The 18,323-nt window shown below is 66.8% G+C and carries 19 protein-coding genes; 11 read left to right on the forward strand and 8 right to left on the reverse strand.

Annotated features, from left to right (window positions below; all coding sequences use genetic code 11):
- Genes ABMY26_RS32340 through ABMY26_RS32355 form a run of 4 tightly spaced genes read left to right on the forward strand, consistent with a single transcriptional unit; the run spans position 1 to position 3,642 of the window.
- Complete coding sequence (locus tag ABMY26_RS32340; protein ID WP_372400293.1) at positions 1-873, forward strand: hypothetical protein; 873 nt, start codon at positions 1-3, stop codon at positions 871-873.
- Positions 870-2,144, forward strand: coding sequence for a hypothetical protein (locus ABMY26_RS32345; RefSeq protein WP_372400294.1), 1,275 nt, complete (start codon positions 870-872; stop codon positions 2,142-2,144). The genes ABMY26_RS32340 and ABMY26_RS32345 overlap by 4 nt, the downstream gene beginning before the upstream one ends.
- A complete protein-coding gene (locus ABMY26_RS32350) occupies positions 2,141-2,872 on the forward strand; it encodes a hypothetical protein (protein WP_372400295.1) in 732 nt (243 codons plus the stop codon). Before ABMY26_RS32345 ends, ABMY26_RS32350 begins: the two co-directional genes overlap by 4 nt.
- An 11-nt stretch (positions 2,873-2,883) precedes the next feature.
- Positions 2,884-3,642, forward strand: a complete 759-nt coding sequence (locus ABMY26_RS32355; RefSeq protein WP_372400296.1) for a hypothetical protein — start codon at positions 2,884-2,886, stop codon at positions 3,640-3,642.
- Between the two features lie 53 nt (positions 3,643-3,695).
- Here the strand turns inward: ABMY26_RS32355 and ABMY26_RS32360 are convergent, their stop codons facing one another.
- Positions 3,696-3,782 carry a heavy-metal-associated domain-containing protein gene (locus ABMY26_RS32360; RefSeq protein ID WP_372400513.1) on the reverse strand — a complete coding sequence of 29 codons (87 nt, stop codon included), beginning with the start codon at positions 3,780-3,782 and terminating at the stop codon, positions 3,696-3,698.
- Between the two features lie 340 nt (positions 3,783-4,122).
- On the opposite strand from ABMY26_RS32360, the gene ABMY26_RS32365 reads away from it, so the two are divergent.
- From ABMY26_RS32365 to ABMY26_RS32385, 5 genes are all read left to right on the forward strand, one after another.
- On the forward strand, positions 4,123-4,554 hold the full coding sequence (locus ABMY26_RS32365) for an SRPBCC family protein (RefSeq protein ID WP_245636992.1): 432 nt from the start codon (positions 4,123-4,125) through the stop codon (positions 4,552-4,554).
- A 76-nt stretch (positions 4,555-4,630) separates the two neighbouring features.
- Positions 4,631-6,022 carry a GntP family permease gene (locus ABMY26_RS32370; protein WP_372400297.1) on the forward strand — a complete coding sequence of 464 codons (1,392 nt, stop codon included), beginning with the start codon at positions 4,631-4,633 and terminating at the stop codon, positions 6,020-6,022.
- 2 nt (positions 6,023-6,024) lie between these two features.
- Positions 6,025-6,684, forward strand: a complete 660-nt coding sequence (locus ABMY26_RS32375) for a CoA transferase subunit A (protein ID WP_045583701.1) — start codon at positions 6,025-6,027, stop codon at positions 6,682-6,684.
- Positions 6,685-6,701: 17 nt separating this feature from the next.
- Positions 6,702-7,349: a 3-oxoacid CoA-transferase subunit B gene (locus ABMY26_RS32380; RefSeq protein ID WP_372400298.1), complete on the forward strand. Its 648-nt coding sequence runs from the start codon at positions 6,702-6,704 to the stop codon at positions 7,347-7,349.
- A gap of 11 nt (positions 7,350-7,360) precedes the next feature.
- Positions 7,361-8,149, forward strand: coding sequence for a 3-hydroxybutyrate dehydrogenase (locus tag ABMY26_RS32385; RefSeq protein ID WP_372400299.1), 789 nt, complete (start codon positions 7,361-7,363; stop codon positions 8,147-8,149).
- 41 nt (positions 8,150-8,190) lie between these two features.
- Here the strand turns inward: ABMY26_RS32385 and ABMY26_RS32390 are convergent, their stop codons facing one another.
- The 5 genes from ABMY26_RS32390 to ABMY26_RS32410 all read right to left on the reverse strand — a co-directional run bounded on the left by ABMY26_RS32390 (position 8,191) and on the right by ABMY26_RS32410 (position 11,815).
- Complete coding sequence (locus ABMY26_RS32390; protein ID WP_372400300.1) at positions 8,191-8,571, reverse strand: ribbon-helix-helix domain-containing protein; 381 nt, start codon at positions 8,569-8,571, stop codon at positions 8,191-8,193.
- A gap of 106 nt (positions 8,572-8,677) precedes the next feature.
- Positions 8,678-9,316 carry a Crp/Fnr family transcriptional regulator gene (locus ABMY26_RS32395; protein ID WP_372400301.1) on the reverse strand — a complete coding sequence of 213 codons (639 nt, stop codon included), beginning with the start codon at positions 9,314-9,316 and terminating at the stop codon, positions 8,678-8,680.
- 149 nt (positions 9,317-9,465) lie between these two features.
- A complete protein-coding gene (locus ABMY26_RS32400) occupies positions 9,466-10,230 on the reverse strand; it encodes a TfuA-like protein (protein ID WP_372400303.1) in 765 nt (254 codons plus the stop codon).
- Entirely contained in the window at positions 10,227-11,498 is a 1,272-nt protein-coding gene (locus tag ABMY26_RS32405) for a YcaO-like family protein (protein ID WP_372400304.1), read from the reverse strand. The genes ABMY26_RS32400 and ABMY26_RS32405 overlap by 4 nt, the downstream gene beginning before the upstream one ends.
- Before the next feature lie 119 nt (positions 11,499-11,617).
- On the reverse strand, positions 11,618-11,815 hold the full coding sequence (locus ABMY26_RS32410; RefSeq protein ID WP_372400305.1) for a hypothetical protein: 198 nt from the start codon (positions 11,813-11,815) through the stop codon (positions 11,618-11,620).
- 149 nt (positions 11,816-11,964) lie between these two features.
- Between ABMY26_RS32410 and ABMY26_RS32415 the strand changes: the two genes are divergently transcribed.
- Positions 11,965-12,255 (forward strand): ribbon-helix-helix domain-containing protein, encoded by a 291-nt coding sequence (locus ABMY26_RS32415; protein WP_372400306.1) that lies wholly within the window; start codon positions 11,965-11,967, stop codon positions 12,253-12,255.
- A gap of 95 nt (positions 12,256-12,350) precedes the next feature.
- Here ABMY26_RS32415 and ABMY26_RS32420 read toward each other — a convergent pair whose 3' ends face one another.
- Together ABMY26_RS32420 and ilvD are read right to left on the reverse strand one after the other, a co-directional pair.
- On the reverse strand, positions 12,351-15,512 hold the full coding sequence (locus ABMY26_RS32420) for an adenylate/guanylate cyclase domain-containing protein (RefSeq protein WP_372400307.1): 3,162 nt from the start codon (positions 15,510-15,512) through the stop codon (positions 12,351-12,353).
- 224 nt (positions 15,513-15,736) lie between these two features.
- Entirely contained in the window at positions 15,737-17,602 is a 1,866-nt protein-coding gene (gene ilvD, locus ABMY26_RS32425) for a dihydroxy-acid dehydratase (RefSeq protein WP_372400308.1), read from the reverse strand.
- Positions 17,603-17,842: 240 nt separating this feature from the next.
- Between ilvD and ABMY26_RS32430 the strand changes: the two genes are divergently transcribed.
- Positions 17,843-18,292: a MarR family winged helix-turn-helix transcriptional regulator gene (locus ABMY26_RS32430; RefSeq protein WP_372400309.1), complete on the forward strand. Its 450-nt coding sequence runs from the start codon at positions 17,843-17,845 to the stop codon at positions 18,290-18,292.
- Positions 18,293-18,323 lie beyond the last annotated feature (31 nt).

The raw sequence follows: 18,323 nt of genomic DNA on the forward strand, positions 1-18,323 counted from the left end.
ATGATGGGAACCGCAGCCGTCCTCGACGAGAACCTTGCGCTCACCGCCACCCTGACCGGCGGCGATTGGGCGTTGCCGCTGGAAAACCTGCTCGACCCGACCGTGAAGGAGACGGTGGCGCGGTGCGTTTCCGGCGATCCTGCCGACGCATGGTTTGACGTCGTGTGGACGGGGCCGGGCAAGAAGTTCGACACGCTCGTCATCGCCGGTGGATCGATCGACCCGCGGGCGACGTTCCGTCTGACCTGGTACAGCCACCAGACCGACCGCTCGGCCGGCTCCATCCTGCAGGGCGGGCCGGCCGCGGCGTGGCTGCGCGTCTACCCGTCGCCCGACCGCCGCCGCTCCCGGAGCTATTACGCCGGCAACTACCTGTCCGGCGGTCAGACCGCCCGCGACCTTGCCGGCAAGACGCCGCAGCTGCTGCACCGGCCGGCGGTGTCGCCGCGCTGCAAGGCCCTGCGGGTCGAGATCGACAACCGCGGCCGGCCGCTCGACCTCGGCCATCTGTTCATCGCCCGCGCGTTCCGGCCGGACTGGCCGCACAACTGGGGCATGGTGCTGGAACCGGTCGACAACAGCCCGGTCGATGCCACACCGGGCGGGCGCCGCATTCCGGACCGGCGGCCGGCGCCGGTGCGCAAGACGGTGCGCTTCGACGACCTGACGGAAGACGAGGCCATGCGCTTCCACGACCTCGGCCTGCGGGCGGGCAAGGCCGACCCGCTGCTGATGATCGAAGACATCACCCAGGGGCGCCACCAGTGGCGGCGGGTCAAGCTCGCCACGCTGGAGGACGGCACGATCCCGGTCACGCAGACCGAAGGCGACCTGTGGTCCGCCACCCTGAAACTGCTGGAGATCATTGGATGACGACGCGCCCCACGGCGGCGATCGACCGCCTGTCGAGCCGCTACTACAACGAGGACGCCTACGGCCCGGAGAACCCCGGCGGGTTGGACGAGAGCGACGACGGGTTGACCGCCGGGCATGTCACCAACTTCCCGGACGCGCTCGAGGATGTCGGTGACGCGGCAGTGTGGGTGGGTGCGGTGGCCGACACGATTGCCGCCGTCCAGTCCACGCTTTCACTGTCGTGGGATGCCGCTACGACCGACGCCAATCCGGGGGCGGGCAAGATGCGCGCTTCGACTGCGGTGCCGACCGCAGGCGCCTACACACTCTATGTGTCGATCACCGACCTTGCCGGTACCGACGTCACGGCCACGCTGAGCGGGTACGGGGCTGGCAGCTCGGCCATCAAAGGTCGGTTGCGGGTGATGAAGGTGGGCAACCCGGCAGTCTATCTCGACATGGACGTGACCGGCGTCACCGTGGCCGCCGCCTATCGTAAGATCGCCGTAACCTATGTGACCGGTCCTGGCGGCTTTGCCACCGGCGACGGCCTTGCGCTTGGATTTGTACGTGTCGGCGACAAGGGCGACGTCGGCGGCGCCAGCCTGCCCCCGGGATCGGTGGCGGCGCCAGGATTGGCGGTGACGGGGGACAGCAACACCGGCATCGCCCAGGTCGGCGGGGCGGACACGCTGTCGCTCGTCGTGGGCGGGCAGGAACTCGCTAGGCTCGCCGCGGCATTGCTGACGCTGAACCCGGGGCGCGCGCCCATCAGCCCTGCGATCTGGCTGATGGGTCCGAGCGTGGGCGAGGATTACTCGTTCCAGCGGGACCCTACAGGGACCGGGTATCTGATCTTCAACGGAGTGCAGATAGCCGCCAGCGGATACAGCTTTCGTGTCAACAACGGCACCGAACGGCTGCGCATCCCGAACACCGGCCCGTTGGAGCTTGAGGCGACGAAGTTCCGCGGCCCGGCGACGGCGAAGCAGGGGGCAATCGCTTACGCTGCAACCCTGACGCTGGATTTCGCGACCTATCAGGACTTCGCCGTCGGCGACCTGACCGGCCCGTTGACGCTGGCCAATCCGTCCACATACCCGGTCGGGCAGCGCGGTGAAATCCTGCTGCATGAGGACGCGACCGGCGGCCGAACGGTCAGTTTCGGCGCCAACTGGATCAAGATGGGCAACGGCACCGTCAATACCGCCGCCGGCAAGTACAGCGTGATCACTTACTGGATCGTCTCCAGTAGCGTCATCATCTACAGCATCGCCGGAGGGGCATGATGGCCGTATTCGGGACCATGCGGATGGGAGCTGGTAAAGCCTGCGCCATTGATCCGGCTGCCGGGTCGCGCACATTCTTCCTACGCGGCGACGGCGTGCCGGGCACACAGCCGGTAACGGATGATTTGGGCAACCCGCTGACCTACTACGGGTCCATTGGGCTGAGTGCCGTCGTGCCGCAGAAATGGCCCGACTACCAATCCACGATGCGGACAGAGCAAAGCGGACGCATTGTGATGCCGACGGCCAAATGGGACCTGGGTATCGGTGGCGCACCATTTTCTATCCTGATGCGCTTGGCGATCTTCGGGGCCGTAGGGCCTGCCGCCGGCATTGTGGTGCAGAATGGCGCAGGTGCAAGCTCGTGGGGCGCCGCCGGTATTCAGAACCATATCTGGTGCCCTTCACCAGACCTCAAATGGGAATTTTTTGGAACAAGCAGCCAAACGACAATGACCATGCCGGCCACCTCGGGCGCGTGGAATGACCATTCCTTTCGCGAGTTGCTGATCACTTACGACGGCACGACAACCAGGGGCTATTGCCAAGGGGTACAAGTCGCCAGTGTCACCGGGGCTTATACGAAGGTCGCAGGGACGACTGCATGCGTGGGGTCTGATGTCGCCGGAGGCCAGTCCTTGTACATGGCATTCAACGACCTGAGTGTATACGGCGCCTGCATCACCACCGCCTCCAGCTACACCCTCCCCACCCTTCCGCCCTGCTGAGGATCGCAGTCATGCAACTTCCCGCAATCATCATCTATCCGGACGGCTCCAGGTCCGTGTTCTACTCGCCGGCCGGCTTCCCCTGCGAAACCCGCGTCACCGTCCAGCGGCCGGTCCAGGGCGACGACCCGGACGCGCCGCCTGAAATGGTCGAGGAGGAGGAGGTGCAAGTCATCGCCCACCCGCCGGAGGCCTGGACGCTGTGGACGGCCGACGATTGGGCAGCCATGTGCCCGGGCCTGACCGTTCGGCCGGTTACCGACCCCGGCCCGCCAACGGTGGCCGGCAAGCGCGCAGTCCGCCGGCCGGTCGAAGCATGGGAGATCGGCGACGAGGCGGCCACCGTCACCTATGAACAGGTGGACCTGACGCCAGCCGAGATCGAGGCGCAAGCTGCCGCCGCACGCCGCGTCAAGGCCCGGGCCATCGATGCCGAGCGGGACCGCCGGCTCGGGCTGGGGGCATTGCATGCCGGCAAGCGCTTTAGCATGGCCGACAGCAGCCGCACCGATCTGGGCGGCATGGCGACCACGGCGGGGCTGGTCCTGTCGGGCGCGCTGCCAACCTGGCCCGAAAGCTATGCCCAAGGCTGGATCGCCATCGACAACACCCGCCTGCCGCTGCCCGATCCCGCTGACGGCATCGCCCTGGCCGCCGCGGTGGGGATCGCCTATTCCGCCATCGTCCAGCATGCCCGCGACCTGAAGGACGCGGCGCAGGCTTCCGACGACCCCGCCACGGTGGACGAGCTGGCCGGCTGGCCGGAGTAAGCCAGAGATTGACGTCAAACCATGTGGCGGATCACGTCAAACCATTTTGCGCGCTACACCGAGGGCAGCGCCTCCACGGCCCTGGTCACGGTCTGGGCACAATGACCGCAGCTCATTCCGGATACTTTCAGTGTCAGCATGGGTCTTCTCCCTCAATGCGGGTTGCTCAGGATGGGGGAAGGCTGCAGCTTCCAGCGATAGGAAGGTCAAGCGGCTTTCCGCAGGCTTGCTCGACCTTCGGCATTCAGGCTCGCTCTCTTTGGCAGCAAGTCTCGAAAAGGAGATTTTGTCTCGTATAAAATACATTTCGTTCTGCACTATGTCTCTGAATCGAGACAGACCGTGCTGCGGACAGTTCCTGGCGGCATCGCAATAACCAAGACTTACCAAATGGTTGGCTTGCGACATCCTGTCCTCGCAATCCTGGCATATGCCTTGCTCTGATCCATGCATGAATCCCGCCCCTGGGATCGGCAAAGAGTGAGCGCCGCGATGCCGCTGGTCACCTCCACCACCCTGCTGCCCGTTCCGGCGCGCCGCGTATGGCCGCTGGTGCGGTGGGACGGTGCAGTGGGCGACTGGTATCCAGGCGCCGTCTCGATGACCGTGGACGGAACGCAAAAGGGAGCGTTGCGGCGCCTGCGGCTCTATGACGGGTCGCCGGTGGTCCACCGGCTGGAGCATGTCAGCCGGATCGAGAACGCCTACACCTACGCCGTGATCGACGGGCCCTATCCGGTCGCCGACCTGCTGGCCCAGATCCGGCTGGGCGACGACGGGGACGGGCGCGCCGCCCTGCACTGGACCGCCACCTTCCATCCGCTCCATGACCCGGAGGCGGAGGCCGAACGGTTCGTCCGCGATCTCTACGATGCCGGCATGGCCCGGCTGCGCGGGCTGCTTCATCCGTGATGCCCGAAAACGACGCCCGAAACGACATCAGCGACGCCAAGCGTCCGACAAGAATAACCGAGGGAGCATCGTCCAAATGAGTTTCCTGATCTGCGTGGGAGCGCTCGCGTTCCTGATGCTGGTCGCCTATCGGGGCTTCAGCGTCATCCTCTTCGCGCCGGTCGCGGCGCTGGGGGCCGTGCTGCTGACCGACCCGTCGGCCGTACCGCCGATCTTCACCGGCCTGTTCATGGACAAGATGGTCGGCTTCGTGAAGCTGTACTTTCCGGTCTTCCTGCTGGGGGCGGTCTTCGGCAAGGTGATCGAGCTGTCCGGCTTCTCCAAGTCGATCGTCTCGGCCGTCATCAAGCTGGTCGGGCGCGAGCGTGCGGTGACCTCCATCGTCCTGGTCTGCCTGCTGCTGACCTATGGCGGCGTGTCGCTGTTCGTCGTGGTCTTCGCCGTCTATCCCTTCGCCGCCGAGATGTTCCGGCAGGGCGACATCCCCAAGCGCCTGATCCCCGGCGTGATCGCGCTCGGCGCCTTCACCGTCACCATGGACGCGCTGCCGGGCACGCCGCAGATCCAGAACATCATTCCCACCACCTTCTTCAAGACCGACGCCTATGCCGCCCCCTGGCTCGGCCTGATCGGCTCGGCCTTCATCCTGGCGCTCGGGCTGGTCTATCTGGAATGGCGGGTGCGCTCGGCCATCGCGCGGGGCGAGGGCTATGGCAGCGGCCACAGCAACGAACCGGAGCCGGTGGCCGCGGAAGCGCTGCCCAACCCGATCCTGGCGCTGTCGCCCCTGGTCGCCGTCGGCGTGCTGAACAAGCTGTTCACGCTGGGTATCCCCAGCGTCTACGGTGCCACCAGCGAGGTGGTGCTGACCCCCGGCGCCAAGCCGCTGGTGACGCAGGTGTCGTCGGTCGCCGGCATCTGGGCGGTGGAAGGGGCGCTGCTCTGCGGCATCCTGATGGTGCTGGCCTTCGCCTGGAAGCCGGTGTCGCAACGCTTCGCCGAAGGCACCAAGGCCGCCATCGGCGGGTCGCTGCTGGCCGCCATGAACACGGCGTCGGAGTACGGCTTCGGCGCGGTCATCGCGGCGCTGCCGGGCTTCCTGATCATCCGCGACGCCCTGTCGGCCATCCCGAACCCGCTGGTCAACGAGGCGGTGACCGTCACCGCGCTGGCCGGCATCACCGGGTCGGCATCGGGCGGCATGAGCATCGCGCTGGCGGCGATGGCCGACCAGTTCATCACCGCTGCCAACGCCGCCGGCATCCCGATGGAGGTGCTGCACCGCGTCGCCTCCATGGCCAGCGGCGGCATGGACACCTTGCCGCACAACGGCGCCGTCATCACATTGCTGGGCGTCACCGGCTTGACGCACCGGCAATCCTACGGCGACATCTTCGCCGTCACCTGCATCAAGACGCTGGCGGTCTTCTTCGTGATCGCCGTCTATTACCTGACCGGGATCGTCTGATCATGAAGAACAAACTCATTTCCCTGGAAGACGCGGTCGCGCGCATTCCCGATGGCGCGTCCCTGCTGATCGGCGGCTTCATGGCCGTCGGCGGCCCCAACCGGCTGGTGGACGAACTGATCCGCCAGGGCAAGCGCGACCTGACCATCATCGCCAACGACACCGCCCGGCCCGACAACGGGCTGGGGAAGCTGGTGGTGGAGAAGCTGGTGCGCCGGGTCGTCACCAGCCACATCGGCCTGAACCCCGAGACGCAGAAGCAGATGATCTCCGGCGCCATCGAGGTGGAGCTGGTGCCGCAGGGCACGCTGGCAGAGCGCATCCGCGCCGGCGGCGTCGGGCTGGGCGGCGTGCTGACCCCCACCGGCGTCGGTACGACGGTGGAGGAGGGCAAGCGCACGGTCGAGATCGACGGCACGACCTATCTGTTGGAAATGCCGATCAAGGCCGATTTCGCCCTGGTTGCCGCCAAGCAGGCCGACCTGTACGGCAACCTGACCTATGCGCTGACCGCCCGCAACTTCAACCCACTGATGGCGATGGCCGGGGCGACCGTGATCGCCGAGGCCGAGGACATCCTGCCGGTCGGCTGCATCCCGCCCGACGCGGTGATGACGCCGTCGGTGCTGGTCGACCACATCGTCACCGCCAAGCCGCGCTGATCGGGGAGTAGAAAGCCATGGATGAAAAGACCCTGATCGCCAAGCGCGTCGCGCTGGAGCTGTTGGACGGCGACCTCGTCAACCTGGGCATCGGCCTGCCGACCCTGGTCGCCCGCTATGTCCCCGCCGGACGGCACGTGTTCTTCCAGTCGGAGAACGGCATCGTCGGCATGTCCGGCCCGATCACCGGGGCGGAGAACCACGACTTGACCGATGCCGGCGGCTCGCCCATCTCGGCCCTGCCGGGGGCGGCGTCCTTCGACAGCGCCTTCTCCTTCGGGCTGATCCGCGGCGGCCATCTCGACGTCACCGTGCTCGGCGGCCTGCAGGTGGACCGCGAGGGGCGGCTCGCCAACTGGATGGTGCCGGGCAAGATGGTGCCGGGCATGGGCGGCGCCATGGATCTGGTCACCGGCGCCCGCCGGGTGATCGTCGCCATGCAGCACAGCGCCAAGGGCGAACCGAAGATCGTCGAGCGCTGCGCGCTGCCGCTCACCTCCGTTCGCCGGGTCGATCTGGTGGTGACCGACCTCGCCGTCATCGAGCCGACCGACGCGGGCCTCGTCTTGAAGGAAACCGCCCCCGGTGTCACGGTGGAGCAGGTGATCGCAAACACCGGGTGCGAGCTGATCGTCGCCCCGGACCTCCGTTCCATGCCGCTCTAAGGGTAAGAAGAATGACCAATCTGAAGGGGAAGGCCGCGCTCGTCACTGGGTCCACCAGCGGGATCGGCCTTGGAATCGCACGGCAATTGGCGGGACAGGGCGCCGACCTGATGCTGAACGGCTTCGGCGACGCGTCCTACATCGCAGAGCTGTGCCAATCGCTGTCGGCGGAGTTCGGCGTCCGCGTCGCCCACAACGGCGCCGACATGTCGAAGCCGGCGGAGATCGAGGCGATGGTCGCCGCGACCGAGGCCGCCTATGGCCGGCTGGACGTGCTGGTCAACAATGCCGGCATCCAGCATGTGTCGCCTGTCGATGCCTTCCCGGTGGAACGGTGGGATGCGGTGATCGCCATCAACCTGTCGGCCGTCTTCCACGGTACCCGCGCGGCGCTGCCGGGCATGAAGGCGCGCGGCTGGGGCCGCGTCATCAACATCGCTTCGGTCCATGGGCTGGTGGCATCGGTCAACAAGTCGGCCTACGTCGCCGCCAAGCATGGCGTGATCGGGTTGACCAAGGTGACGGCGCTGGAACTGGCGGAGACGGGCATCACCTGCAACGCCATCTGCCCGGGCTGGGTGCTGACGCCGCTGGTGCAGAAGCAGATCGATGCGCTGGCGGCAAGCCGCGGCGTGTCGATCGAAGAGGCCGGGCGCGAGCTGCTGAGCGAGAAGCAGCCGTCGAAGTCCTTCGTCACGCCGGAACAGCTGGGCGAGCTGGCGGTGTTCCTGTGCTCCGACGCGGCTGGAAACATGCGCGGCGCGGCGCTGACCATGGATGGCGGCTGGACGGCGCAGTGAGGTCGTCGGGGGTGGGCCGCAAGGCCTGCCCCCCCGTTTCCTCAGTTGCCGCTGATGGCGGGAATCGTATCGAACGGGGTGGCGATGAAGGGGCGGCCCTGGCCATGACCGGCACGGGCGTGACCGCGTTCCGTTGCCGCCTGCCGGTAATAGCCGACAACGAAGACGCGCAGTGCGTTGGCGAGCGATACGCCGGATTGGGCGGTACGGCGGCTCTGCTGTTCCATCCGTTCGCGGACATCGGCGCACAATTCGTCCACCGTCAGATCTTCCCGGTGACAAATCTCATCGAGCCCTTCCCAATAGGATGGCTCCAACCTGACCGTGAACTCACGTCCGGACAATCTCAGCGTGCGGGATGTCAATGAAGCCACGCCCATGGATTGACCGCCGCAAGCAAAACTGTTCCCGTCGCTCGACATGCCTAAAAATCCTCGTGCTACCCGTGCGATCTCCCCACCGCTCGTACACTATAGCGCGACCACAACTGGTTTTGGGAACAAAACTTTAGGCATGTAAGGATTCCCCCTAAGGAGAACGTTCGGGATCTCCGGCCATGTCCTTGAGAAGAGACAGGTCGTTGATGACGATAAACCCTTTGGCATATGTCACTGCGCCTGTCTTGCGCAGAGCGCCCAGGCACTTGTTCACCATTTCGCGGGTGACGCCCAGCATGTTGGCGAGCGCTTCCTGCGACAGCGGCAGGGTCAGGCGCAGACCCGTCGGGGTCGCCTGCCCATAGCTTTCCGACAGCAGCAGCAGGCGGCGGGCAAGCCGGCGGGGCACATCGTGGAAGACGGCGTCCTCGATGTTCTCCGATACCCAGCGCAGCCGCTCGCACAGGACAACCATCATGCGGGTGCACAGGCGCGGATGGCGTTCCAGGAAGGGGATGAAGTCGGCGCGGTCGATGCGGTAGAGGTCGACCGGACGCAGGGCGACCGCGGCGGCCGTCCGCTCCCGTCCGTCGATAAGCCCGATCTCGCCGAGGACGTCGCCAGCCTCCAGGATGTTGAGCAGCATGGTCTTGCCGTCCGCCGAGGAGGTGCGTATGGCGATCTGTCCCTTCAGCACCGCGAACAGGCAGTCGCCTGGATCACCCTTGTCGAAGATGATCTGCTCGGCGTCGAAGCGGGCGATGCGCCCCAGCCCCAGCAACTCTGCCATCTGTCCGGAATCGAGCTCTCCGAGCAGTCGGTTGCGCCGTAACACTGCCGCGATATCGATCGGCGCGTTCATTCGTCCGTCCAGACACCGTTTTGCCCCGCGATGGCGATATTCGCCACTGCAGCGCGATCAGTGTAGCCGATACGCTCTCACATCGCGAGCGATCCGGCGGGCGCGGCTGTGTCCCGGAGGGCCCGGTCCCACAGGACGGTGTGCTCGAAGTGGAAGCGGGCTTCCGGCATGGCGTCGCCGGCCGGCGTGCGGCCCAGCCGCCGTGCGATCTGGCGCAGCATCGCCTTGGCGTCATCCCGCTTCTGGTCGAAACGGCCCTGCGGCAGCCATGTCCGGAAGGCGGTCAATTCGGCAGCAGGCAGGCCGATGTCGCTTCCCAGCCGCAGCATTCGGCCATAGCCGCGTTCACGGTAGGGCAGTTCCTTGGCGATGGATTCGAGGCGCAATGCCGTTTCAGCGGTTACCAAGCGCTCGGACACCGCGTCGGACAGGGTGCGGCGGATGTTGACCATTGCTTCCGACAGGGCGGTGTACCCCAATTCGGCGGGACCATGGATCACCGCCACCTCGTCATCGTCCTCAAGCCGCCCGTCGCGGTAGGCTTCGAAGACGGCGCCGACGCCGATCATGCCGAATGGATACAATTCGGCTGCGCGCAACGCCCCCATGCTCGAGGCGCCGAACACGGGGATGCCGGCATGGATGGCGTAGAGGATTTCCTTGTGCCAGACCGACGGCACGCTTTCGAAGAAGCCGTCGACGATCCCTATGGCAGCCGGTTTCTCCGCGCACAGTCGCAGCACGTCGCCCTGTGCGACCGGCGGCAGGTAGGTGGCGTCGAGAAGCGACGCCGCGTCCTCGTGCGGCAGGGTGGGGCCGAGAAAGACATAGACGCCGCTCATGCCGCTTTCTCCATCGCATGGGCGCCGAGCACACGCAGGCCGCGGTCGCCCAGCAGGTAATCGGGGGATTCGTCGGCACCCTCCAGTCCCGGAACGACGACGCGCACGACGGGGATGCCGAATTCGGGCTTGGTCAGGTCGATGGCCACGGCCTCCTCGATGCCGGCGGCACGCAACCGGTCCAGCTGATGGGCCAGGTCGGCCTCGATGGTGGGGGCGGTGCGGGTCGGGCAGTCGGAGAAGGAGCGCCGGCCGGTGCCGCCGGTGATGGCGGCTTTCCAGCGGGCATGGTGGGCAGGGTCGAGGTGGCGTTCGTATTCGGCGCGCGGCATGTCGTCCCGGGCACCGGCGATGAAGGTCAGGCGGCTCTGCGCCGCCTCGGTCAGGGCGCGGGACAGGGCGATCTCGCGCGCGGCGTGGCATCCCATGCCGGTGGCCGGGCGGATGGACTGCTGGGGCAGCTCCTCGCGCTCGACGATGCGGCAGAGGAAGGCCGGCAGGCCGATGTCGCTGGTGGTCTCCCACACACCGACGGCGACGCCGGCCGCCTCGAACCGGTCGATCAGCGAACGGCAGACCGGGTCGTCGACGCTGTCCAGGTCGATGCGCGTTGCCGTCCGGGTCTCGGGGCCGGCCAGACGCCACAGGGTGGTCGCGTCGCGCTCCACCAGTTCGGTGATGGCATGGCTGATCGCCTCCACCTTGTGGTTGCCCGACGCCAGCCCGTTGGACCCTGCCAGGAAGGCGCCGTTGCCGGGAGCCATCGGCACGGTGAAATTCAGGTGGACCATCTCGAACGGCACCCATTTCGGGCCGCCGTTCAGCAGATCCTGCCCCTCGATCCACAGGATGGGGCTATGCGGATTGAAGCTGCTCGTCGACAGCCGGGGCAGGCGGTCGACATCGACCACCGGATGGGTCCAGCGCAGCTCCTCGAAGCTGGCGAACTTCAGTGGCAGGGTGATGCGTTCGGCATGGTAGCTCTCGATCGATTCCATGACCCCCGATGCCTTGGCGGCGGCGAGCGTCACCCCCTTGCCCTGCGACACCGAAACGGAGCGCGAGTTCGGTCGCGTCACCATGACCACCGGTATCCCGATGGCGTCCAGCCCGGTGACATTGGCGACCCGCGTGATCCCCATGATCGGCAGGAACGGAGCGACCCGCGCCAGGGTCTGTTCGGGCGCCATGACCCGGTGGGTGCCGACCGTGTGGGCCTTCACCGCATCCGAAACCGAGGCTTTGATATCGAGCAGATCGAAGGGCATCGCGGCTTGTCCGGGGCGGAGGAAAATCGAAGGGGGCCTCCCGTTCCCGGGTCCGTGGCCGGTCAGCACCTTGTCGGTGCTGGTGGCCACGGTCCGAAGAACAGGAACCGGGAACCCGATCAGGCGCCCGGGGCGATCATGGTGCGGGCGGCTTCGTGGTCGGCGGTTTCGAAGCCAGCGCGGTCGCCAGAACGGACATGGGTACGGGCCGTGGCGATGGCGGTGTCGGCGATTTCCGACACGCCGTGCGCGGTCACGGAATAGAGACGGCCATCGGCGCCACGGATCATCGAAGCCTGGGAGATCGAAACGTTCATGGAATTTTTCCTTGGGAAGTTTGGCGACCGGAAAACTCTTCGCATTCGAAGGGGTATCCGGCTGTGAAGAACTTCACAGTGCGGAGGGTGGAGTGAGTGTAGACAGCCCCTCTACTTTCTCATTCCGTTCGGTACCGGAGAGCGGCCCTATGCAGCTTCAAAAGAAATCCTTCGAAGACATGGCGTACGGCCCCGATCTGCGCAGCCTCATGGTGTGGCCCTCGGTGGTTTCGCGCACGATCCCGCTGACCGGCCGCCGTGCGAAACTCCGTCTGGAAATGGCGATCTGGAGCGGGCTGGATGAGATTTCGAAGAAAGAGGAGCGGCCGGTCCGCGATCTATGCCAGGAGGTCGATTCCTCGCGGCCCTCGACGATCCCGTTGACCAGTGCGATCCGCAGCTATGTGTTGGATTATTTCAGGCAGACCGGCGCGCGCTAGAGTCGGTCCGGTGCCTATGGAGGTACCGGACCGACTCAAGGCTTCTGTTTTTCCGTGCTATCGGTTCAGGCGATTCCGCTTGAACCGATAGCACTCTAGGAACGCCCCGCCATGGAATGATGGATGATTGGTGTCGGGCGCTGGTCGGGTGAGCGGACACGGAGTTCGGCGCATCTGGCGGCAACCCGGGTCAGGGACAGGCGGCGTGCATTCTCCTCGGCATGCAGCAGGGCGTGATCGGCGCCTTTCGTACCGCCGTGCATAAGGGACGTCGCCTCGGCGTCCAGTGCCTGGGCCTTTGCCAGATAACCGATCCGACCCGACGTAGAGGCTAACTGCCGAACGAGTTGTATCCGCTGTCGTGCATTTGCGACGTCGCCGGCCAGAAGGTAGGTCTCGGCGAGCCAGAGATGCACTTGGTTGATGTAGGCGTTGACCCGCTCCTGTTCGGCGATCGCCAGCCCCCGCTTGAAGAGCCGCAGCCCGTCCTGGACCTTTCCTGTGCAAGCCCGGGCATAGGCGGTGGCTCCCAGCAGGAAAGGCTTGTGGAGCTTGGAATCGATCGAATCGCACAACTCGAGTGCCGTTTCGAGGTAGGGGATCGATTTTTCCGGTTCCGCAAGCAGGAGGTAGGTCCAGCCCATGTGCTCATACGCGTAGAGCCGTGAGAAGTTGTGCTGGCTGGCATCCGCAGCTTCGACGGCATCCCGTGCCGTTCTGACCGCCTCGCTTTCGTAGCCGATCTCCGCGCAGTTCCGTGCCAGATTGGCACAAATCCCGACCTCGCCGACCACCGCCAGTCCGAAACGTTCGCGCAGGCTGTTGGCGGGCAGCATATTCCGTGCCGATCGCAGCACGCTGCATCCTTCCGGATAATATCCCTTCTCCGCCAAAATGCCGCCGAGCCGCCCGAGCAGCTGGATCTGCGTCTTGCGGTCGAAGCTGCCGTCGTTGGCCTGCAATCCTTCACGACTGAACTGAATGGCCCGGTCGATGTTGCCGTTCGACCACTCCACCGCGGCCAGCATAGAGGAGGCACGCGCATACCGTCGCGGATCGTCGACGGCAAGGGACAGATCCCGGACATGTTCCAGCAGTTGGCACGTATCGGTGAAGCCGCGCGGCATTCTTGCCCGCGCCAGCGCGATGGAGGTGTCGATTCTTTGCAGCGGTTTCCGGGGCCGGTCCGGACACCGATCCAGTGCGTCCAGGGCATTGCGGTAATGGCGGCCCGCGTCCTCAAGCCGGGACCGCAGTTCCGACCGCACGCCGGCCCGGCGGCCGAACAGGTGGGCGGCCGGCCAGTTCTCAGCCATGAATGCGTGGTGGGCCAGCAGATCCAGGCGGTTGGGCAGGTCGTGGTCGCGGCGGTGGCGCAACGCTTCCAGCACGCGGGCGTGCAGCGCGCGGCGATCGGCTTTGGTCAGGGTGGCATAAGCGACCTCCTGGACCAGCGCATGCTTGAAGGAGTATTCCAGGTTGGGCAGCAGGCGGGTGCGCAGCACGAAGCCGGCACGCTCGAGATAGGCGAGGCAGTCGGTCAGCTTCGGCATCGGCAGGCCGGTCAACGCCTGGAGCAGCCCGACATCGAAGGTGATGCCGATCACCGCCGCGTTCATCAGCAGCCGGCGGCGCTCCAGCGTCATCAGGTCCATGCGCTCGGCCAGCAGCGCATGCAAAGTGCGGGGAAGCTTGTTCACCACCAGCGGATCGACCAGCCGGTAGGCACCGGGCGCGCCTTCGATAGCGTTGGATGCCTCAAGCGTGCGCAACACCTCTTCCAGATAAAGCGGAACGCCCTGGCAGCGGGCGGCGACCTGGGCTTTCAGTTCGACCAGCGACCAGTCGGATCCCAGCCAGTGGGACAGGAAAGCCTGCACCTGTTCCGGCGACAGCATGCCCAGATCGATGCGGCGTCCGCCCGGCCGGCCGTTCCAGCCCTGGTCCTGGGATTCGGGCCCCAGCGGCGGCGGCCGCCGGGTGGCGAGCAGCAGCAGGCGGGAGCCGCTGCCCGGCAGCGATCCGGCAAGCCGGTCGAGCAGGCGCACCATCACCGGCCGCGCCCAGTGCCCATCCTCCACCAGCACCAGCAGTGGCCGTCCCAGCGCACCCGAACCGCCCCCGGCAGCGCCGGCCTTGGGCGAGGCGAGTTCCAGGACCGCGCCCACCAGCCCCTCGATTCCCAGCGACAGGCGCTGCGCCGGATCCAGGCCGATCCACAGCGGATCGGCGGCCGGCCGGCCGAACAGCGCGCGCACGGCATCGCCGGCCAGCGTCCCGGTCCGGCGGGCGGCGGCGTCGCAAACCCAGTCGATGCCCTCCTCGCTGGCGCAGCCCGCCACCTGTTCGGCCAGGCTCAGCGCCACCGCCTCCAGGTCGTCGGGGTCGGCCAGCCGGCGGATCGGCATCTGCGGCCATTGCAGCAGGGTCCAGCGCCGGCTGCGCGGGTCGCGCAGGAATTCACCGACCAGCCGCGACTTGCCGATCCCGGCCTCGCCCTGCAGCAGGAGTTGGGCCGGTCTCCCGGCCTCCACCGAATCCGCGATCGCGAACAGGGCCGCCACCTCCTTTTCCCGCCCGACATAAGGGGCGTCGGTGGCCGACAGCAGGTCGGTGGCGGTGCGGCGCACGGCGCGGGCGCCGTCGAGCAGGAAGGCCGGCATCGGCTCCACCTCCTCGGACAGGCGGAGGCTCCCCATCGGACGCGTCGCCACTCCGACCGGGATGAGATCGAGCGTATCGCGGCTGAGCTGGGCGCTGTCGGCGGCGGCGCGCTGCTGCAGCTTGGCGGCCATGTGCACGCATTCGCCCACCGCGCGGTAGTCCGTCCACAGCCCGTTGGTCACCACATGGGCCACCGCGTCGCCGGAACTGATGCCGATGCGGATCTGGAAGATCGGCCGGCCCTGTTCGTCGCGGGTGGCGCTCAGGATGTCCTGGGCGGCCAGGCAGGCGCGGAGCGCATGGTCCTCCTTGGCACCGGGTGCGCCGAAGGTCGCCAGGAAGCCATCGCCCAGCATCTGGGTCACCGTGCCCTCGAAGCGCGGCACCGCTTCGGTTATCCGGGTCAGGATCGACAGCAGCAGGTCGTCGGCATCCTCCGGATCGCGGCCGGCCACCATTGCGGAGGAACGGACGATATCCACGAACATCGCCGTGACCACCTTGCGTTCGCGCGGCTTCTCACCCGGCAGGCGTGAAGCGTCCTGCCAGGGGCGACTGCCGTCCGTCGCTGCGCTCCACAGTGTGTCCGCCATGTCCGCCCCCCTCGCGGAATTCGCGTTGACATATTAGAGCATGCATTTTGAATTTTGCGAACATCCGAGCGATGCATCCACCCAAGATTTTCGCGCAGGTGGAATGCGACATACTCTGGTATGTTGCCTCTGGCAAAAAAAAGCGCCGCAACTTGCGCGGCGCTTCTATAATTACTTGTGATATGTACCGGATATGCCTGCCCCGTCATGGAAGCGGGTCGCGCTCACCGCCGAACAGCGATGTTTTCGACCTGCGTCACATCGCGCACGGCACCGCGATCCGCGCTGGTCGTCAGAGCGGCATAGGCGCGCAGGGCCGGTGACACCATGCGCTGGCGGCCGACCGGCTTCCAGGCATCGACACCCGTCGCATTCATCGCGTCACGGCGGCGTTGCATCTCCTCGTCGCCGACGGCGAGCCGGATGATGCGGTTGGGAATGTCGATCTCGATGCGGTCGCCGTTCTCGACCAGGCCGATGGCGCCGCCCTGCGCCGCTTCCGGCGAGACATGGCCGATCGACAGGCCAGAGGTGCCGCCGGAGAACCGCCCGTCGGTGACCAGGGCGCAGGCCTTGCCCAGCCCCTTCGACTTCAGGTAGCTGGTCGGGTACAGCATCTCCTGCATGCCGGGGCCGCCGCGCGGACCCTCATAGCGGATCACCACGACCTCGCCGGCCTTCACCACGTCGCCCAGGATGCCGGCGACGGCGTCGTCCTGGCTTTCGAACACGCGGGCCGGGCCGGCGAAGACGAGGTTGGAGGCGTCGACGCCCGCCGTCTTCACGATGCAGCCATTCTCCGCGATGTTGCCGTACAGCACGGCCAGACCGCCGTCCTGGCTGAAGGCCTTTTCCGACTTGCGGATGACGCCCTTTTCGCGGTCGAGGTCCAGGTCCGGCCAGCGGCGCTCCTGGCTGAAGGGCACGACGGTGGGGATGCCGCCGGGGGCGGCCTTGTAGAGGGTATGGACGGCCGGGTCCTGGGTGCGCATCACGTCCCAGCGGTCGATCGCGTCGCCCAGGGTCGGCGCGTGGACGGTCGGAGCCGTGCGGTTCAGCAGACCGGCGCGGTCCAACTCGCCCAGGATGCCGAAGATGCCGCCGGCGCGGTGCACGTCCTCGATATGGACGTCGCCGACGGCCGGGGCGACCTTGCAGACGTTGGGAACGTTGCGCGATAGCCGGTCGATGTCGGCCATGGTGAAGTCGACCTCGCCTTCCTGCGCCGCGGCCAGGATGTGCAGCACGGTGTTGGTCGAGCCGCCCATGGCGATGTCCAGCGTCATCGCATTCTCGAAGGCCGCCTTGGTGGCGATGCCGCGCGGCAGGGCGGTGGCGTCCTCCTCCTGGTACCAGCGGCGGCAGAGGTCGACGGCGAGGCGGCCGGCGGCCAGGAACAGCTCCTTGCGGTCGGCATGGGTGGCGAGGATGGTGCCGTTGCCGGGCAGCGACAGGCCGAGCGCCTCGGTCAGGCAGTTCATCGAGTTGGCGGTGAACATGCCGGAGCAGGAGCCGCAGGTCGGGCAGGACCCGCGCTCCATCTCCGCCGCCTCCTCGTCGGAGACGGTCGGGTCGGCGGCGGCGACCATGGCGTCGATCAGGTCGACCGCCTTGGTCTTGCCGCGCCACTTGACCTTGCCGGCCTCCATCGGGCCGCCCGACACGAAGATCGCCGGGATGTTCAGCCGCATCGCCGCCATCAGCATGCCGGGCGTGATCTTGTCGCAGTTGGAGATGCAGACCAGCGCGTCGGCGCAGTGGGCGTTCGCCATGTATTCGACCGCGTCGGCGATCAGTTCGCGCGAGGGCAGGCTGTAGAGCATGCCGCCATGGCCCATGGCGATGCCGTCGTCCACCGCGATGGTATTGAACTCCTTCGCGACGCCGCCGGCCTTTTCGATCTCGCGAGCGACCAGCTGGCCCAGATCCTTCAGGTGGACGTGGCCGGGCACGAACTGGGTGAAGGAATTGGCGATGGCGATGATCGGCTTGCCGAAATCGCCGTCCTTCATGCCGGTCGCCCGCCACAGGCCGCGCGCGCCCGCCATGTTGCGGCCGTGGGTTGAGGTGCGGGAGCGGTAGTGCGGCATGGATCGGTCCTCAGCTGGTCGATTCGGGCGAGTTGGCGAAAGGAATGGAACGAAACGGGTGGGCACCTTAGCAATCTCCTGTCGCGGATGCCAGAGGCGCGACGGCGGCGTGGCCCTGCCATGCACGCCGCGAGGATTGCAGATGATAAGCTAGCTTATTAGATCATCCGAAGTGATAAGCAAGCTTGTGAATGCCCGATGTCCTCCGCCGCGAATCCCCAGTCCACCAGTCTCCATTCCATGACTCTGGGCGCCGTCCTGAACGACACGGCGCGGCTGATGCGCGTCCGCTTCGACCAGCGCGCGCGCCATCTCGGGCTTACCCGCGCCCAATGGTCGGTGATTGCCACGCTGGCCCGGAACGAGGGGATCAGGCAGACGGCCTTGGCCGACCTGCTGGAGATCGAGCCGATCACGCTGTGCCGGCAGATCGACCGCATGGAGGAGGGCGGCTGGATCGAGCGGCATCCCGACCCCAGCGACCGGCGGGCACGGCTGCCGCGCCTGACGCCGAAGGCGCACGCGGTGCTGGAGCGCGGCCGGGCGGTCGCCACCGGCATCTATGCGGAGGCGCTGTCCGGCCTGCCGCCCGATGCCGAGGCGCGGCTGGTGGAGATGCTGGCGCACATGCGCGCCAACCTGTCCGAGCGCCGGGCCGATCCGGCCGAAAAAACCGCTGCGAAATCCTGACCCACACCGTTTTCTCTTCGGGACCAGACCG

Source organism: Azospirillum sp. HJ39, assembly GCF_041507355.1.
Taxonomy (GTDB): Bacteria; Pseudomonadota; Alphaproteobacteria; order Azospirillales; family Azospirillaceae; genus Azospirillum; species Azospirillum thiophilum.

Coding starts and splice junctions, on each gene's coding strand:
- ABMY26_RS32340 (WP_372400293.1), top strand. CDS start 1: ATGATGGGAACCGCAGCCGTCCTCGACGAGAACCTTGCGCTCACCGCC.
- ABMY26_RS32345 (WP_372400294.1), top strand. CDS start 870: ATGACGACGCGCCCCACGGCGGCGATCGACCGCCTGTCGAGCCGCTAC.
- ABMY26_RS32350 (WP_372400295.1), top strand. CDS start 2,141: ATGATGGCCGTATTCGGGACCATGCGGATGGGAGCTGGTAAAGCCTGC.
- ABMY26_RS32355 (WP_372400296.1), top strand. CDS start 2,884: ATGCAACTTCCCGCAATCATCATCTATCCGGACGGCTCCAGGTCCGTG.
- ABMY26_RS32360 (WP_372400513.1), bottom strand. CDS start 3,782: ATGCTGACACTGAAAGTATCCGGAATGAGCTGCGGTCATTGTGCCCAG.
- ABMY26_RS32370 (WP_372400297.1), top strand. CDS start 4,631: ATGAGTTTCCTGATCTGCGTGGGAGCGCTCGCGTTCCTGATGCTGGTC.
- ABMY26_RS32375 (WP_045583701.1), top strand. CDS start 6,025: ATGAAGAACAAACTCATTTCCCTGGAAGACGCGGTCGCGCGCATTCCC.
- ABMY26_RS32380 (WP_372400298.1), top strand. CDS start 6,702: ATGGATGAAAAGACCCTGATCGCCAAGCGCGTCGCGCTGGAGCTGTTG.
- ABMY26_RS32385 (WP_372400299.1), top strand. CDS start 7,361: ATGACCAATCTGAAGGGGAAGGCCGCGCTCGTCACTGGGTCCACCAGC.
- ABMY26_RS32390 (WP_372400300.1), bottom strand. CDS start 8,571: ATGTCGAGCGACGGGAACAGTTTTGCTTGCGGCGGTCAATCCATGGGC.
- ABMY26_RS32395 (WP_372400301.1), bottom strand. CDS start 9,316: ATGGCAGAGTTGCTGGGGCTGGGGCGCATCGCCCGCTTCGACGCCGAG.
- ABMY26_RS32400 (WP_372400303.1), bottom strand. CDS start 10,230: ATGAGCGGCGTCTATGTCTTTCTCGGCCCCACCCTGCCGCACGAGGAC.
- ABMY26_RS32405 (WP_372400304.1), bottom strand. CDS start 11,498: ATGCCCTTCGATCTGCTCGATATCAAAGCCTCGGTTTCGGATGCGGTG.
- ABMY26_RS32410 (WP_372400305.1), bottom strand. CDS start 11,815: ATGAACGTTTCGATCTCCCAGGCTTCGATGATCCGTGGCGCCGATGGC.
- ABMY26_RS32415 (WP_372400306.1), top strand. CDS start 11,965: ATGCAGCTTCAAAAGAAATCCTTCGAAGACATGGCGTACGGCCCCGAT.
- ABMY26_RS32420 (WP_372400307.1), bottom strand. CDS start 15,512: ATGGCGGACACACTGTGGAGCGCAGCGACGGACGGCAGTCGCCCCTGG.
- ilvD (WP_372400308.1), bottom strand. CDS start 17,602: ATGCCGCACTACCGCTCCCGCACCTCAACCCACGGCCGCAACATGGCG.
- ABMY26_RS32430 (WP_372400309.1), top strand. CDS start 17,843: ATGACTCTGGGCGCCGTCCTGAACGACACGGCGCGGCTGATGCGCGTC.